This window comes from Streptomyces sp. NPDC052079 (genome assembly GCF_040680275.1).
In the GTDB taxonomy this organism is placed as follows: Bacteria; Actinomycetota; Actinomycetes; order Streptomycetales; family Streptomycetaceae; genus Streptomyces.
In genome coordinates this window covers 22,412-37,766 of sequence record NZ_JBFAWL010000002.1, presented here as the reverse complement: position 1 = coordinate 37,766, position 15,355 = coordinate 22,412, and the positions used below count along the sequence as shown (strand labels likewise).

General features: G+C 68.9%; 16 protein-coding genes. 8 read left to right on the top strand and 8 right to left on the bottom strand.

Features of this window, described 5'->3' with window-relative positions; genetic code table 11:
• Nucleotides 1–29: 29 nt before the first annotated feature.
• The 3 genes from AB0L56_RS04600 (at nucleotide 30) to AB0L56_RS04590 (ending at nucleotide 1,525) form a co-directional block, all read left to right on the top strand.
• The gene (locus tag AB0L56_RS04600) at nucleotides 30–449 is read left to right on the top strand and encodes a BlaI/MecI/CopY family transcriptional regulator (protein ID WP_361035600.1); all 420 of its coding nucleotides are present in this window, start codon (nucleotides 30–32) and stop codon (nucleotides 447–449) included.
• Between the two features lie 9 nt (nucleotides 450–458).
• Nucleotides 459–992, top strand: coding sequence for an amino-acid N-acetyltransferase (locus AB0L56_RS04595; RefSeq protein WP_361035603.1), 534 nt, complete (start codon nucleotides 459–461; stop codon nucleotides 990–992).
• Nucleotides 993–1,189: 197 nt separating this feature from the next.
• The gene (locus tag AB0L56_RS04590) at nucleotides 1,190–1,525 is read left to right on the top strand and encodes an Lsr2 family protein (protein ID WP_361035606.1); all 336 of its coding nucleotides are present in this window, start codon (nucleotides 1,190–1,192) and stop codon (nucleotides 1,523–1,525) included.
• Here AB0L56_RS04590 and AB0L56_RS04585 read toward each other — a convergent pair.
• Nucleotides 1,504–2,136, bottom strand: a complete 633-nt coding sequence (locus AB0L56_RS04585) for an SCO3374 family protein (protein WP_365418949.1) — start codon at nucleotides 2,134–2,136, stop codon at nucleotides 1,504–1,506. The genes AB0L56_RS04590 and AB0L56_RS04585 overlap by 22 nt on opposite strands.
• A 432-nt stretch (nucleotides 2,137–2,568) precedes the next feature.
• Between AB0L56_RS04585 and AB0L56_RS04580 the strand changes: the two genes are divergently transcribed.
• The gene (locus AB0L56_RS04580; protein ID WP_361035612.1) at nucleotides 2,569–5,094 is read left to right on the top strand and encodes an ATP-dependent Clp protease ATP-binding subunit; all 2,526 of its coding nucleotides are present in this window, start codon (nucleotides 2,569–2,571) and stop codon (nucleotides 5,092–5,094) included.
• A 107-nt stretch (nucleotides 5,095–5,201) separates the two neighbouring features.
• On the opposite strand, the gene AB0L56_RS04575 is transcribed toward AB0L56_RS04580, so the two are convergent.
• The gene (locus tag AB0L56_RS04575) at nucleotides 5,202–5,837 is read right to left on the bottom strand and encodes an HAD family acid phosphatase (RefSeq protein WP_361035615.1); all 636 of its coding nucleotides are present in this window, start codon (nucleotides 5,835–5,837) and stop codon (nucleotides 5,202–5,204) included.
• Nucleotides 5,838–6,280: 443 nt separating this feature from the next.
• Here AB0L56_RS04575 and AB0L56_RS04570 point away from each other — a divergent pair, with 443 nt between their 5' ends.
• Entirely contained in the window at nucleotides 6,281–6,997 is a 717-nt protein-coding gene (locus AB0L56_RS04570; protein ID WP_365418945.1) for a M23 family metallopeptidase, read from the top strand.
• A gap of 40 nt (nucleotides 6,998–7,037) precedes the next feature.
• Here AB0L56_RS04570 and AB0L56_RS04565 read toward each other — a convergent pair whose 3' ends face one another.
• Nucleotides 7,038–7,634, bottom strand: a complete 597-nt coding sequence (locus AB0L56_RS04565) for a helix-turn-helix domain-containing protein (protein WP_361037726.1) — start codon at nucleotides 7,632–7,634, stop codon at nucleotides 7,038–7,040.
• A 137-nt stretch (nucleotides 7,635–7,771) separates the two neighbouring features.
• Between AB0L56_RS04565 and AB0L56_RS04560 the strand changes: the two genes are divergently transcribed.
• The 3 genes from AB0L56_RS04560 to AB0L56_RS04550 all read left to right on the top strand — a co-directional run bounded on the left by AB0L56_RS04560 (nucleotide 7,772) and on the right by AB0L56_RS04550 (nucleotide 10,402).
• Nucleotides 7,772–9,358: an MDR family MFS transporter gene (locus tag AB0L56_RS04560; protein ID WP_365418942.1), complete on the top strand. Its 1,587-nt coding sequence runs from the start codon at nucleotides 7,772–7,774 to the stop codon at nucleotides 9,356–9,358.
• A gap of 102 nt (nucleotides 9,359–9,460) precedes the next feature.
• Nucleotides 9,461–9,898 carry a helix-turn-helix transcriptional regulator gene (locus AB0L56_RS04555; protein ID WP_365419919.1) on the top strand — a complete coding sequence of 146 codons (438 nt, stop codon included), beginning with the start codon at nucleotides 9,461–9,463 and terminating at the stop codon, nucleotides 9,896–9,898.
• 60 nt (nucleotides 9,899–9,958) lie between these two features.
• A complete protein-coding gene (locus tag AB0L56_RS04550; RefSeq protein ID WP_361037732.1) occupies nucleotides 9,959–10,402 on the top strand; it encodes a VOC family protein in 444 nt (147 codons plus the stop codon).
• A 22-nt stretch (nucleotides 10,403–10,424) separates the two neighbouring features.
• On the opposite strand, the gene cseC is transcribed toward AB0L56_RS04550, so the two are convergent.
• The 5 genes from cseC to AB0L56_RS04525 form a co-directional block, all read right to left on the bottom strand.
• A complete protein-coding gene (cseC, locus tag AB0L56_RS04545) occupies nucleotides 10,425–11,768 on the bottom strand; it encodes a two-component system sensor histidine kinase CseC (RefSeq protein WP_361037734.1) in 1,344 nt (447 codons plus the stop codon).
• 8 nt (nucleotides 11,769–11,776) lie between these two features.
• A complete protein-coding gene (gene cseB, locus AB0L56_RS04540; protein WP_361037736.1) occupies nucleotides 11,777–12,472 on the bottom strand; it encodes a two-component system response regulator CseB in 696 nt (231 codons plus the stop codon).
• Between the two features lie 163 nt (nucleotides 12,473–12,635).
• Nucleotides 12,636–13,289, bottom strand: coding sequence for a hypothetical protein (locus tag AB0L56_RS04535; RefSeq protein WP_361037738.1), 654 nt, complete (start codon nucleotides 13,287–13,289; stop codon nucleotides 12,636–12,638).
• Entirely contained in the window at nucleotides 13,277–13,816 is a 540-nt protein-coding gene (locus AB0L56_RS04530) for a SigE family RNA polymerase sigma factor (protein ID WP_361037740.1), read from the bottom strand. The genes AB0L56_RS04535 and AB0L56_RS04530 overlap by 13 nt, the downstream gene beginning before the upstream one ends.
• A gap of 288 nt (nucleotides 13,817–14,104) precedes the next feature.
• Nucleotides 14,105–15,058: an A/G-specific adenine glycosylase gene (locus AB0L56_RS04525; protein ID WP_361037742.1), complete on the bottom strand. Its 954-nt coding sequence runs from the start codon at nucleotides 15,056–15,058 to the stop codon at nucleotides 14,105–14,107.
• Nucleotides 15,059–15,355 lie beyond the last annotated feature (297 nt).

The window sequence follows — 15,355 nt, the reverse complement described above, 5'->3', positions numbered from 1 at the left end:
TGTCAAGATCCCGCACTATCGTCGAAGTTGTGCCTCGCCCATTGGGAGAACTCGAAGACGCGGTCATGACCCGGGTGTGGAAGTGGAACCGTCCGGTGACCGTTCGAGAAGTCCTGGAAGATCTGCAGAAGGAACGGTCCATCGCGTACACCACGGTGATGACCGTTCTGGACAATCTCCATCAGAAGGGCTGGGTGCGCCGAGAAGCCGAAGGCCGGGCCTATCGATATGAGGCCGTCTCCACTCGCGCCGCCTACGCCGCCGCCCTGATGAACGAGGCGTGGTCGCAGAGCGACAACGCCGCTGCCGCTCTCGTCGCCTTCTTCGGCATGATGAGCGAGGAACAGCGCCGGGCCCTCACCGACGCGGTGCGGATCGCCCAGCTCCCGGAAACCTCCGACGAGAACCCAGGGAACCCCGGCTCCACTGAGGACCGCCCCGGACGATAGCGTCCGCTCATGTCAGCAGACAGCCCCGAAGTCACCGCAAATGCCATCACGGTCCGACGGGCCCGCACCAGCGATGTGCCGGCCGTACGCCGTCTCCTCGATGCCTACGTCCGCGGGGGCATCCTGCTCGACAAAGCGACGGTGACGCTTTACGAGGACATCCAGGAGTTCTGGGTCGCGGAACGGGACGACAACGCCGAGGTGGTCGGCTGCGGCGCGCTGCATGTGATGTGGGAAGACCTCGCGGAAGTCCGCACTCTCGCCGTGAAGCCCGGACTGAAGGGCGCCGGCGTCGGACACCGGGTGCTGGAGAAGTTGTTGGAGACGGCCCGCTGGCTCGGTGTTCGACGCGTATTCTGCCTGACCTTCGAAGTGGACTTCTTCAGCAAGCACGGCTTCGTGGAGATCGGCGAGACGCCCGTCGACAGGGATGTGTACGCCGAGTTGCTGCGCTCCTATGACGAGGGCGTCGCGGAGTTCCTCGGTCTCGAACGCGTGAAACCGAACACCTTGGGCAACAGTCGCATGCTTCTGCATCTGTGATCTGTACGGGGTTCCCTATGTCCGAAACGCGCATGTTTCCGTGCCGGGTGCGGGAGCAGGTCTCTCCCAGGGGTTTGTGTTTTTACGGCAAAAGCGGTTTGCTTTCCGAGGTACTGCAGTACTGCATATAACAAGGGGCGGCGATACGGCGGACGCCGGCACCCCCGGCCCTCAAGTTATCGATGAAAGGAAATCCGGTGGCACAGAAGGTTCAGGTCCTTCTTGTCGACGACCTCGACGGCGGCGAGGCGGACGAGACCGTGACGTTCGCGTTGGACGGCAAGACATACGAGATCGATCTCAGCACCGCCAATGCGGACAAGCTCCGTAGCCTTCTCGAGCCTTACGTGAAGGCGGGTCGTCGAGTGGGGGGCCGTGCTTCGGGCGGGCGCGGAAAGGCGCGTGCGTCTTCCGGCGGCAGCCAGGACACCGCGGCCATCCGCGCCTGGGCGAAGGAGCACGGATACGAGGTCAACGACCGCGGCCGTGTCCCGGCGTCCATCCGCGAGGCCTACGAGAAGGCCAACGCCTGAGAGTCGCGCCGCAGCCGAACGCGGTGGATCTCCGTGGCCACCGTGTTCACCAGCCGCACGAGGTCCGGGGGGCTGTCACAGTCCCCCAGTGCGCGCCTCGTGCCCATCGCCGACAGCGTCGGCAGCGAGGCCTCGGCCCCGCGTTCCTGCCCGGGGGGCCGCAGCCACACGGCGGCCCCCTGCGAACTGCCCCGGGCACAGGCACAGGCACCGAAGCCGACGGACGGAGGAGCGGGAGCGGGAGGAAAGGGAGCGGGAGCCTCCATGACCCCGCCGGCCCCCACCGCCGTAAGGTCCAGCTCCAGCGGCGCCCCCCACTCCAGCCACTCCAGCAGCCCCGGCAGCTCCGCCGCGCTGCCCGCGGCCACCAGCAGCCGCATCCGGCTGCCGCACAGCGCGACAGGAAACCCTTCGCACTCCGAACCCTCCAGCCGGGCCAGCGCGGCGACCCCCGCCTCCACCGGCACGTCGAGGACGTCGAACCGCACCCCCACCGCGAGCCGCACGGGCTCCCCGGGCACCGTGGGCCAGCCCAGAACGCTCTCGTACCAGAGCCGCACCTCGCCGCAACTCGACCCGCCGTAACTCAGCCGGCCACCACTCGACGTCATGCCCCGCACAACCATCCGAAGCACCGACGAGTTACGCTGGGTCTCCCCGCATGAGCACAGAGTGTCGAACAGGGGGGCGCGTGGGGGTGTGGGGAGGCGCAAGGTTGTTCGCCCGTAGCGGAGGGAACCCGTGCACTCGGCATGGACTGTCCGCAGCAGCGGGTAAGACATCCCTAGTGGGAGGGGGCGACACGCAGGACGGCACGTCTCCCGTTCGCCACGGGCGTACTGGCGATGGGGGTAACTGCCTGGCCTGCGGGAACATCGTCTCGCACCATCGGGTTGGAGCAGATGTCGGCGTGAGCGGGGTCAGGAGGCCATCGACGGTGTCGACAGTTGGAATGAGCGGTCCCCGCTTGCGGGACTAAGCTGCGGAAGGACAGGGAGGGGAAGTTCCCCCCACTGCCTGACCGCTCTGAGGAGCGATTAACGATGTTCGAGAGGTTCACTGACCGCGCGCGGCGGGTTGTCGTCCTGGCTCAGGAAGAAGCCCGGATGCTCAACCACAACTACATCGGCACCGAGCACATTCTCCTGGGCCTGATCCACGAGGGTGAGGGTGTCGCCGCCAAGGCCCTTGAGAGCCTCGGGATTTCGCTCGAGGCGGTCCGCCAGCAGGTGGAGGAGATCATCGGCCAGGGCCAGCAGGCCCCCTCCGGCCACATTCCCTTCACCCCCCGTGCCAAGAAGGTCCTGGAGCTGTCGCTCCGGGAGGCCCTTCAGCTGGGTCACAACTACATCGGTACGGAGCACATCCTGCTCGGCCTGATCCGTGAGGGCGAGGGCGTCGCCGCCCAGGTCCTGGTCAAGCTGGGCGCTGATCTCAACCGCGTGCGGCAGCAGGTGATCCAGCTGCTCTCCGGTTACCAGGGCAAGGAGACCGCCACCGCCGGCGGTCCTGCCGAGGGCACCCCCTCCACGTCCCTGGTCCTCGACCAGTTCGGCCGGAACCTCACCCAGGCCGCTCGTGAGTCCAAGCTCGACCCGGTCATCGGGCGCGAGAAGGAGATCGAGCGGGTCATGCAGGTGCTGTCCCGCCGTACCAAGAACAACCCGGTGCTGATCGGTGAGCCCGGCGTCGGCAAGACCGCCGTCGTCGAGGGCCTCGCGCAGGCCATCGTCAAGGGCGAGGTGCCCGAGACCCTCAAGGACAAGCACCTCTACACCCTGGACCTCGGTGCGCTGGTCGCCGGCTCCCGCTACCGCGGTGACTTCGAAGAGCGCCTGAAGAAGGTGCTCAAGGAGATCCGCACCCGCGGGGACATCATCCTGTTCATCGACGAGCTGCACACGCTGGTCGGTGCGGGTGCCGCCGAGGGCGCCATCGACGCGGCGAGCATCCTCAAGCCGATGCTGGCCCGCGGCGAGCTGCAGACCATCGGTGCGACCACGCTGGACGAGTACCGCAAGCACCTGGAGAAGGACGCGGCCCTCGAGCGCCGCTTCCAGCCGATCCAGGTCGCGGAGCCGTCCCTGCCGCACACGATCGAGATCCTGAAGGGTCTCCGCGACCGTTACGAGGCGCACCACCGCGTCTCCATCACGGACGAGGCCCTGGTCCAGGCGGCGACGCTTGCCGATCGCTACATCTCGGACCGCTTCCTGCCGGACAAGGCGATCGACCTGATCGACGAGGCCGGTTCCCGGATGCGTATCCGCCGGATGACCGCTCCGCCGGACCTGCGCGAGTTCGACGAGAAGATCGCCGGCGTCCGCCGTGACAAGGAGTCCGCGATCGACTCGCAGGACTTCGAGAAGGCCGCATCCCTGCGCGACAAGGAGAAGCAGCTCCTCGCCGCCAAGGCGAAGCGGGAGAAGGAGTGGAAGGCCGGCGACATGGACGTCGTCGCCGAGGTCGACGGCGAGCTGATCGCCGAGGTCCTCGCGACCGCCACCGGCATCCCGGTCTTCAAGCTGACCGAGGAGGAGTCCAGCCGTCTGCTCCGCATGGAGGACGAGCTGCACAAGCGGGTCATCGGCCAGAACGACGCCGTCAAGGCGCTGTCGAAGGCGATCCGCCGTACCCGTGCGGGTCTGAAGGACCCGAAGCGTCCGGGTGGCTCGTTCATCTTCGCCGGTCCGTCCGGTGTCGGTAAGACCGAGCTGTCCAAGGCGCTGGCGGAGTTCCTCTTCGGTGACGAGGACGCGCTGATCTCCCTCGACATGTCGGAATTCAGCGAGAAGCACACGGTCTCGCGTCTCTTCGGTTCGCCCCCCGGCTACGTGGGCTACGAGGAGGGCGGTCAGCTGACGGAGAAGGTGCGCCGCAAGCCGTTCTCGGTCGTCCTCTTCGACGAGGTCGAGAAGGCACACCCGGACATCTTCAACTCGCTGCTGCAGATCCTGGAGGACGGTCGTCTGACCGACTCCCAGGGCCGGGTCGTGGACTTCAAGAACACGGTCATCATCATGACGACCAACCTCGGCACCCGGGACATCTCCAAGGGCTTCAACCTCGGCTTCGCCGCCGCGGGTGACACGAAGACCAACTACGAGCGGATGAAGAACAAGGTCCAGGACGAGCTCAAGCAGCACTTCCGGCCCGAGTTCCTCAACCGTGTCGACGACGTGGTCGTCTTCCCGCAGCTCAGCCAGGACGACATCCTGCGGATCGTCGACCTGATGATCGGCAAGGTGGACGAGCGTCTGAAGGACCGGGACATGGGCATCGAGCTCTCCCAGTCCGCCAAGGAGCTGCTGTCCAAGAGGGGCTACGACCCCGTTCTGGGCGCCCGGCCGCTGCGCCGGACGATCCAGCGGGAGATCGAGGACTCGCTGTCGGAGAAGATCCTCTTCGGCGAGCTGCGTCCCGGTCACATCGTGGTCGTGGACACCGAGGGCGAGGGCGAGACCGCGGCCTTCACCTTCCGCGGTGAGGAGAAGTCGGCGCTGCCCGACGTCCCGCCGATCGAGCAGGCGGCCGGCGGAGCCGGACCGAACCTGAGCAAGGACGCGTAACCGGCGCGTTCAGCGGCAACGAGAAGGGGTCTGCCCCGGGACACACGTCCCGGGGCAGACCCCTTCTCTGCGTTTCTCAGCCTGTGTTTCTCGGCGGTGCGGTCGTTTCAGGACAGCTGTCCGTCGTAGTCCGGCAGCTTGAACGTCTTCTCCGCGTGGCCTCCCGACAGGTCGGAGGCGCTGTTGCCGATGTTGGCGACGATCGTGTAGCCCTTCGACTCGATGTGGGCGCGCTGGGCCGTCTTGTACTCGGCCACGTCCCGGAACAGATCGACGAAGCCGCGCACATAGAGCCCCGCGGACTCGTAGCCGGCGTGGTCGAGGTTGTACTCGGTGGGCCAGTGGATGATGCCCGGGCGGGCGGTCACGAAGAACACGGCGACCCCGCGCTCCTGGGCGTACTGCGCGACCTCCAGGACCGGCCGGTTGGCGGGTTGCGGGTAGCTGAACCCGAAGTCGGTCTCCAGCGCGGTGTTGTCGATGTCGAGCACGATCGCCGGCTTCTCGCCGGGCGCCGCGTCCCCGATCCGCTCCTTCAGATAGGGCAGGGCCCGGTCCATGACCACCCGGCAGTCCCGCTGCCACGTGTCGTAGTCCACGTCCGCCGCCGCGGACGCCGCCACCGGGGGACCGGCGGGTGCTGCGGGGGCCGCGGCCTCGGCCGGTGCGGCTAAGGCCACCAGGGCGGCCGCGGAGACGGCGGTGACCGATGCGCGGCGCAGCCAGGAGTGTCGGCTTCTCATTGTCGTGGGGGTCCTCTCACGTCCGTAACGCTGCCAACATGGCGTGTGCATGCTCGTCTGCCAGGGTGACGTGAGGTGAACCGTAAGGTTACCGGGCGGTAGGCGCCTAGAGGCCTGCGTCACATTTATGGAATGGCCGAAGTGGCTCGCCGGTGATATGGCCCACAGGCGGTTTGTTCGGTACTAGCCGGAATAGTGGCGAAATTTGAACCGCAAAGCAGACATTTACCCCGTAATCCTGGCCAATCAGCTCTAAATGGGCGGTTCCGGCCCATAAGACCGTTCTGTCAAGAGACGTGCATCTCAGTGCGGAAGTACGACCTTTCGTCGTAGGTCACACCTTTGCGCCGTTATGGGTGGAGGGGCTACCAATGTGTCACCACCGAGGTGCGGACCCGTCCGCCTGGTGGTTTTCCTCTGTCCCCTCCCTTACGAGGTTTTGAATGTTCGAGCGAGTCACGTCCCATTCCTCCCGTGCGTCCCGGATCCGCACCCGTGCGGCCGTGCTGGCCGCCGGCCTGGGGGCCTCGGTCGCACTGGGAGCCGGGGTCGCGGCCGCTGCCGACACCACGGCCGCGTCCGGCGCCGCCAGTGCCGTTCAGGCGCAGGCCGCCGCCCAGGCCAAGGCCGCGAAGACCCAGGCCGCCCAGGCCGAGAAGGCGGCCGTGGCGAAGAAGGCCGCGGCAGCCAAGGCGGTCCAGGCGAAGAACGCGGCGAAGAAGGCCGCCGCGAAGAAGCAGGCGTCCTGGGTCTCCCCGGTGAAGAACTACAAGCTGTCCGCAAGCTTCGCCCAGAACGGCGGCATGTGGGCCTCCAAGCACTCCGGCCAGGACTACGCCGTCCCGACCGGCACCCCGGTCGTCGCCGCACACGGCGGCACCGTCGTCAAGGCCGGCGGCAACGGCGCCGGCGACGGCCCCGCCTACGGCAACGCCGTCGTCATCAAGCACGGCAACAAGACGTACTCCCAGTACGCCCACCTGTCCTCGGTGAACGTGAAGGTCGGCCAGGTCGTCAAGACCGGTCAGAAGATCGCCCTGTCCGGCAACACCGGCAACTCCAGCGGTCCTCACCTGCACTTCGAGATCCGCACCACCCCGAACTACGGCACCGCCGTGGACCCGGCGAAGTTCCTGCGCGCCAACGGCGTCAACCTCTGACCCGGACGACTCCGGGCGCGTGACAGTGCCTAGGCGATACCTAGGCGCCCGCAGAGCCCCGGTGGGCCTGGGTGATCAGATCGATGGCGACCTCGAGGACGGCCTTGCGCTTCTCCTCGGGGTCGCTTTCCACGTCCTGCAGGACGTGCATCCCCGCGTGCATGGTGAACAGGGCGCTGACGCAGCGCACCTGGTCCACCAGGTCGGCGTCCGGGTCCATGAGGATGTCCCGCAGCCCGAGCATGCTGGTCTTGAACATCTCGCCGATGCTCAGTTCGCGGATCGTGGCCTGGTTCTCCTGCATGAAGCGGAAGAGCGGGGCCGCACCCATCAGCGCGTCGCTGTACCGGCGGATGATCTCCTGCTTCGTCTGCAGCGAGCGCGGCTGCTGCCGCCCCCACTCGATCAGATCCTCGATCGGCCGCGAGAGGTCCTCGAAGATGCTGACGAGGATCTCTTCCTTCGTCTTGAAGTGGTAGTAGAGCGCCGCCTTGGTGACGTCCAGGTGCTCGGCGATCTCGCGCAGCGAGGTCTTCTCGTAGCCCTGCTCGGCGAAGAGTTCGAGCGCTACGTCCTGGATGCGCTGGCGGGTGTTCCCGCGGCGCCGATTCGTGGTGCCGTCCATGGTGCCGCCCATCCTCCTACTCGACCCGCCCTCGGCAAAAACTTACTTGACGCCCGGCTAGTTCCGCGACTAGCTTCCCGGTGCAGGCACTAGCCGGGCGGCAAGTAAGTAGCAGCGGCCACGCAAGCGTGGCCGGGGGAGTGGACATCATGGCGGAGACAGGGGCGGCGGGGGCCGCTGAGACGGACGGCGGCAAACAGCCGCGCAGCGTGCGGGTGGTCCTGCTCGCACTCATGATCGCGATGATGCTCGCGATGCTCGACAACATGATCATCGGCACCGCGATGCCGACGATCGTGGGCGACCTCGGCGGCCTGGAACACCTGTCCTGGGTGGTCACCGCCTACACCCTCGCGACCGCGGCCTCCACCCCGGTCTGGGGCAAGCTCGGCGACATGTACGGGCGCAAGGCCACGTTCATGACGTCCATCGTGATCTTCCTGATCGGCTCCGCACTCAGCGGCATGGCGCAGAACATGGGCGAGCTGATCGGCTTCCGCGCGGTGCAGGGCCTGGGCGCCGGTGGTCTGATGGTCGGCGTCATGGCGATCATCGGCGACCTCATCCCGCCCCGGGAGCGCGGCAAGTACCAGGGCATGATGGCCGCCGTCATGGCGCTGGCCATGATCGGCGGACCCCTGGTCGGCGGCACCATCACCGACAACTGGGGCTGGCGCTGGGCCTTCTACATCAACCTGCCGCTCGGCGCGGTCGCGCTGGCCGCCGTGGGGGCCGTCCTGCATCTGCCGAAGAAGCGGGCCAAGGCCGGCATCGACTACCTCGGAGTCGCGCTGCTGACCGTCGGCATCACCGCCATCGTGCTGGTCACCACCTGGGGCGGCACGGAGTACGCCTGGACCTCCGCGCGGATCATGGAGCTGATCGGCCTCGGTGTCGCCTCGCTCGTCGGCTTCGTCTTCTGGCAGACCCGGGCCGTAGAGCCGGTCGTACCGCTGCATATCTTCCGCAGCCGCAACTTCACGCTGATGTCCCTCATCGGCTTCATCACCGGCTTCGTGATGTTCGGCGCCACCCTCTTCCTGCCGCTGTACCAGCAGTCCGTGCAGGGCGCCTCCGCCACCAACTCCGGTCTGCTGCTGCTGCCGATGCTGGCCGCGATGCTGGTCACCTCGATGGTCGCGGGCCGAGTGACCACCAACACCGGCCGGTACAAGGTCTTCCCGGTCCTCGGCAGCGTGCTGATGATCGTCGGCCTGTACCTGCTGTCCACGATGGACACCGGCACCTCACGCCTCACCTCCGGGGTCTTCATGGCGGTGGTCGGCCTCGGCATGGGCTGCCTGATGCAGATCACCATGCTGGTCGCCCAGAACAGCGTGGAGATGAAGGACATGGGGGTGGCGTCCTCGTCCACCACCCTGTTCCGCACCCTCGGCTCGTCCTTCGGCGTCGCGATCATGGGCGCGCTGTTCAACAACCGCGTCCAGGACGTCATGGCCGAGCGGGCGGGCGCGCTGGGCTCCAAGGTGACCGAACAGTCCGCCCAGCTGGACGCGGAGAGCCTGGCCAAGCTGCCGGACGCCGCCCGCGAGGCCTACCAGCACGCGGTGTCCTCGGGCACCCACTCGGCGTTCCTCCTCGGCGCCCTGATCGCGGTGTTCTCGCTCGCGGCAGCCGTGTTCGTGAAGGAGGTCCCGCTGAAGGGCGACGGCCCCGGCGGGAAGGACACCGACGACGGTGCCCCGGCGCCCGCGGCGGTGACCGAGCCCGTCTGATGACGACCACGCGGAAGGCCCCCGGAGGAACTCGCTCCTCCGGGGGCCTTCCGCACACATGGACCCGGACCGTTGTCAGACCCCCGTGCCACCATCAAGGGCATGGACAAGGCGCGCCGGATGAGGCTGGCCAAGGACGCGATGGACCGGGACTGGGCGGACCCGGAGCTCGACCTGGAAGCGGTCGCGGCCCACGCGGGCTACTCGCGCTACCACTTCATACGCGCCTTCAGGGAAACCTACGGCGAGACCCCGGGCCAGTACCTCACCAACCGCCGGATCGAGCGCGCCGAGGACCTGCTGCGCACCGCCAACCTGACGGTCACGGAGATCTGTTACCTGGTCGGCTTCAGCAGCCTGGGCACCTTTTCGGCACGGTTCAAGGCCTGGACCGGCCTCACCCCCAGCGAGTACCGCAGCCGGCACGTGGGCCGCGGCGCCGCCCTGATCCCGGGCTGCTACGCCATGCACTGGCTCGGCGGCCGGCGAGCCGGGCCGGGCGGGGCGGCGGCACAGCGCAATTCCGGAGAAGCGGACTGACGGCGGCGCTGCCTACGGTGACAGCGCACTGAAAAAACGGCCGCGGAGCAGGAGTACGCCATGATCAAGGGTCTCGCCATCACCACCGTCTGGGTCCTCGACCAGGAACGGGCGAAGGAGTTCTACACCGAGAAGCTCGGCCTGGAGGTCCGCACCGACATGACCCTGGGCGAGGGCGGCATGCGCTGGCTCACGGTCGGCTCACCGCAGCAGCCCGACGTCGAGCTGACCCTGATGGTGCCCGGCGCGGGCATGGACCCCGAGTCGGCCGAGATGATCAAGAAGCTGGTGGCCAAGGGAGCACTCGGCCCCGGAGTGCTGGCGACCGACGACATCCACGGCGACTATGCCAAGCTCAAGGACCGCGGGGTGGAGTTCATCCAGGAGCCTCAGGAACGCCCGTACGGCATCGAGGCGCTGTTCCGCGACGACTCCGGCAACTGGTTCTCCTTCACCCAGCGCCGCGAGGGCGGCCTCGACATGGACAAGGACTGGTCCTGCTGAGGCACCTCGGCCAGGGGCACGGCTAGGGCGCCAGTACGGGGTAGCTCCCGGTGTTCGTCGGCGCGTGCTCCGGCAGCCAGAGCACGGCGACCGCACCCTCGGCCGGTACGCGGTCCGGCGCCCCCGCCGGCCGTATGTTGCGGAAGGTCAGCCGCGCGCCCAGCACCCGGGCCTGGCCGGCCGCGATGGTCAGTCCCAGTCCGTGACCGCGGCCGGCCCGGTCCGCGCTCCCGGTGCGGAAGCGGCTCGGCCCCTCGGCGAGCAGTTCCTCCGGGAAGCCGGGCCCGTGGTCCCGGACCCGGATGACCCGCCCCTCGACGGTGACCTCGAGGGGCGGCCTGCCGTGCCGGGCGGCGTTGGCGAGCAGGTTGAACAGCACCCGCTCCAGACGCCGCGGGTCGGTGGTCACCTCCGATTCGTGCACGACGTGCACGGTGACGTCCGGGTCCTTCGCCGCGACCCGCCGGGCCACGAACTCCCCGAGCAGGATGTCCTGCAGTTCCGCCCGCTCCGAGGCGCTGTCCAGCCGGGCCACCTCCAGGACGTCCTCCACGAGGGTGCGCATCGCCTTGGCCCGGTCCAGCACCAGCTCCGTCGGCCGGCCCGGCGGCAGCAGCTCGGCCGCGGTGAGCAGACCGGTCACCGGTGTGCGCAGTTCGTGCGCGATGTCGGCGGTGACCCGGCGCTCGGCCTCCAGCCGCTGCCGTAGCGCGTCCGCCATGGCGTCCACCGCGCTGGCCAGGTCGTCGGTCTCGTCCCGCACCACCCCGCCGATGGACTCCCGCACCCGGACGTCCGTCTCACCCTTGGCGACCCGGTTGGCGGCGCTGGCCGCCTTGCGCAGCCGCCGCGACAGATGCCCGCCGACGAGCACCCCGAGCGCGCTCCCGCCCAGCACCACCGCGATCGAACCGATCAGCAGGGCCTGGTCGAGGTCCTTGAGGATGTCCGAGCTGCGGTCGGTGAAACCGGAGTGCAGCGACATCACATGACCGTTCTTCAGCGGCACCGCCGCCCAGATGTCCGGCGCCCCGCTCCGGTCGGCCACATAGGTCGCCCGCCGTCCCGCCTCGACCTTCTCCCGCAGCTCCTGCGGCAGCTGGGGATCGTCGATCTTGGTGTTGGGGAAGTTCAGCCGCCCGGACATCTCGTAGTTGCGCTGGGCGATCATGATCCGCTCGTCGGCCAGATCGCGGGCGTTGTCCAGCATCGACACCCGCGCAGCGTTGTGCACCACCAGGCTCAGCACGACGGCCACCAGCGCCCCGACCAGCGCGATGGCCGCACTGAGCTTCCACCTCAGACCTGCCCCGATGCCCGCCCGGTGCACGCACGCCGCCACCAGGCCCCGAAAGTTCCCCGGCATCCGCTCGCTCAGGCCTTCAACTTGTAGCCGAAGCCACGGACCGTCTCGATACGGTCCTGGCCGATCTTCGTACGCAACCGCTGCACATGGACGTCCACGACCCGGGTGTCACCACCCCAGCCGTACTCCCACACCCGTTCGAGCAGCTTGTCCCGGGAAAGCACGGTGCCCGGCGCCGCGGAGAACTCCAGCAGCAGCCGCATCTCCGTCGGCGTCAGCGCCACCTGCTGCCCGGCCCTGCGCACCTCCATGCCCTCCGTGTCGATCTCCAGCTCGCCGAAGGCCAGCACGCCCCCGCCCTCCGGCGCGGCCTCCTCCCGCCCGTTGCCCGCCCGCTCGAAGCGACGCAGCACCGCGCGGATGCGGGCCAGCAGCACGGCCCCGTCGAACGGCTTGGTCACGTAGTCGTCCGCGCCCGCCTCCAGACCCAGCACCACGTCGATGGCGTCGGCCCGCGCGGACAGCATGATGACCGGAACCATCGACTCGTCCCGGATACGCCGGCACAGGCTGACCCCGTCGAGCCCCGGCACCATCACGTCGAGAAGCGCGATGTCCGGCCGGTCGGAGCGGAACGCCTCCAGGCCCGACAGCCCGTCGGGCATCGCGGTCACCACGAAGCCGTCCCGTTCCAGGGCGAGCGTGGTGGCCTCGCGGATGACGTCGTCGTCCTCGACGAACAGGACGTGGGTCTGCTCTGCCATCCCGGTGCTCTCAGTCCTCGTGTCTACTCGGGTCGGTGCGAACGCGGCCGTTCCGGTCCGCCCGGGCCTTTCCCTGCCCACCCCACGGACGCGTGAGCCGCACCAAGGGTTCACCCCTTCATCGGCCGGGGCGGTCCCGGGGGTTCACACCATGAGCCAGGTCTCAGCCCTCGGGCATCGGCGACGGCTGCGCACCGGCCACCTGCCCGTAGTCGTTGTGCGTGCGGTACTCCTCGTCGAACCGGTCCGCGGCCCACCGGTACGTGATCACATGCTCGGCGGACGGACTCGTCAACGGGTCGCCGCGTTCGTACACCTGCTTGGTTACCACCAGGTCCCCGCGGTCGATCTCCGCGTACACCGGGGTGTCCTCGGCGGTGAACACGTTCACATACGCGTCGCCCCGGTCGCGGTAGACGTAGGAGCCGACGCCTACGGCGTCCCCGCAGGTCAGCACATTGACGACGACATCGTCGACGGCCCCGCCGGTGAGGTTGCCGTAGCTCACGTCGACCGGGTACTCGTCGGCCACGCACGGCTTGAGCTCCCGCTTGACCTCCGCGGAGACCGCGGGATCCGCCTTGACCAGGCGCACCGCGTCCATCCGGTCCGGAGTTTTCGAGGGCGGAGCCGACGGTGCGGCCGCGCTCGCCACCGAGTCCGCGTGTGCCGGGCCTTCGTCCCGGGCCCCGGTGCCGCCCGTGCCGCAACCGCCGGTGAACAGCACGGCGGCGGCGAGCACGGCCGTCACCGTGATCGCCGCCCGGGCGATGGACCGGGTCCGCCGTGTGGACCTCGGGCCGGTCAGGCCGCGCAACGCTCCCGCTCCTCACGCTCCAGCGCACGTGCGTCCAGATCGCGCGCCTCCAGCTCCCCGCGGAGCCGGGCGAGAGCCCGGTGCAGCGTGCTCTTGACCGTTCCGGCCGACATGCCGAGGGCGGCGGCCGTCTCGTCCGTGGACATCTGCTCCCAGTGTCGCAGCACCACGACACTGCGCTGCTTCGGGGCGAGTACCTTCATGATGTCCATCAGCAGGGCCCGGTCCGCGTGCTGTTCGGTGGCGTCGTCCACACAGGGCTCCGGGAGCTGCTCGGTGGGCACCTCCTCGAGCTTGCGTGCCCTCCACCACTCCGTCCGCGTGTTGATCATGACGCGGCGCAGATAGGCGTCGGCCAGCCGCTTGTCCTCGATGGTCTCCCAGCGGCCGTACGTCCGGGCCAGCGCGGTCTGCAGCAGGTCCTGCGCGTCCACGGGGTCCGGGACCAGGCGGCGGGCGCTGCGCAGCAACGCGTCCTGCCGGGTGCGGACGTACTCCTCGAACTCGAGCACCTCGCCCTGCGCCATGGTGAACCGCCTTCCGCTCCCCGTTCCGGGCCGCCCGCGCGGACCGGTCGCACTGCCTGTGTTCCTTGCTCGTCGTGCCCTTGTCGAGCACGCGATCGAAAGTACGGAGGCGTTGTCACGGCACTGTCCGAGGCACCTTGCGGGCAGCCCTCGGCTGTCCGTCGGTTGTGTAACGGAAGGAGGAAGGGGATAAAGCGGTCGCCCGACAAGGGTGACCTCCGGCCCTTATGACCGATTATGTGACTGTGACGGGAGTGAACCGGGTGAACGGATGCGCACCTGAGTGGCTCAGCCGTGCCGCTCGGATGAGGTCAGCGGCAGCCGGTACAGACCTCCCGGCAGGGGCTCCACCAGTCCGTCGGCGACCAGACCGTCCAGCGCGCGGGCGCGCTGCACCGGTTCGTGCCACACCCGGTCCAGCGCGGTCCCCGGAACGGGCCCGGGTGCCTCCCGCAGCACGGCCAGCAGCCGCCCGCGGACCTGACGGTCCGTGCCCGCGTACGTCTGACCCCGCCGGGGCGGACCGTCGTGGGCCGGCTTGCCCGCCAGCCGCCAGGCACAGAGGGCGGCGATCGGGCAGCGCTCACACGACTCGTTCTTCGCCGTGCACACCAGCGCGCCCAGCTCCATGGATGCGGCGGCCCACCGCGCGGCGGTCGCGGCGTCCTCAGGCAGCAGCATCCGGGCCAGCCGGCGCTCGGCCGCGGTCGTGGCGTTCGGCGGGTACTGCGTACCGGTGACCGCGCGGGCGAACACCCGGCGGACATTGGTGTCCAGCACCGCGTGCCGCTGCCCGTACGCGAACGACGCCACCGCCGCGGCGGTGTACTCGCCGATGCCGGGCAGCGCCAGCAGCTGGGCGTGATCCGCCGGTACGTCACCGCCGTGCCGTTCCGTTATGGCGACGGCGGCGCCGTGCAGACGGAGCGCGCGGCGCGGATAGCCGAGCCGGCCCCAGGCGCGGACGGCCTCGCCGGGCGCCTCCGCGGCGAGGTCGGCGGGGCGCGGCCAGCGGGCCAGCCACTGCTCGTAGACGGGGAGGACCCGGTTCACCGGGGTTTGCTGGAGCATGAACTCACTGACCATCACCCCCCACGCACCGGCCTCCGGGCGCCGCCACGGCAGGTCCCGGGCGTGCTCGTCGAACCACTCGATGACGGGGGAGTGCAGCGGCTCACCGGGAGCGCGCTCGGACGCGGAATCGGCTGCGTTGCCGTACGGGGGCTTCGTGGGAGCAGTCATGACCCACCGATCCTGCCACGCCGGACCCCACCTCCAGGGTGAGCGCCACGGCCACGTGACCCCGAGGCACCCACAAGAGCACCGTTCGCCGCGCGGATCACCGTCCGTTGTGTGGAGCGTCGTCCGCCGTGCGGAGCACCGTTCGCTCCGGGGAGCACCGTCCTCTGTGTGGAGCATGGTCCGCTGTGTGGAGCACACCGTTCGCTCTGGGGAGCACCGTCCGCCGTGCGGAGCACCGTTCGCTCCGGGGAGCACCGTCCGCCGTCCGGAGACCGTTCCCTTCGGAGGTCGCTGTCG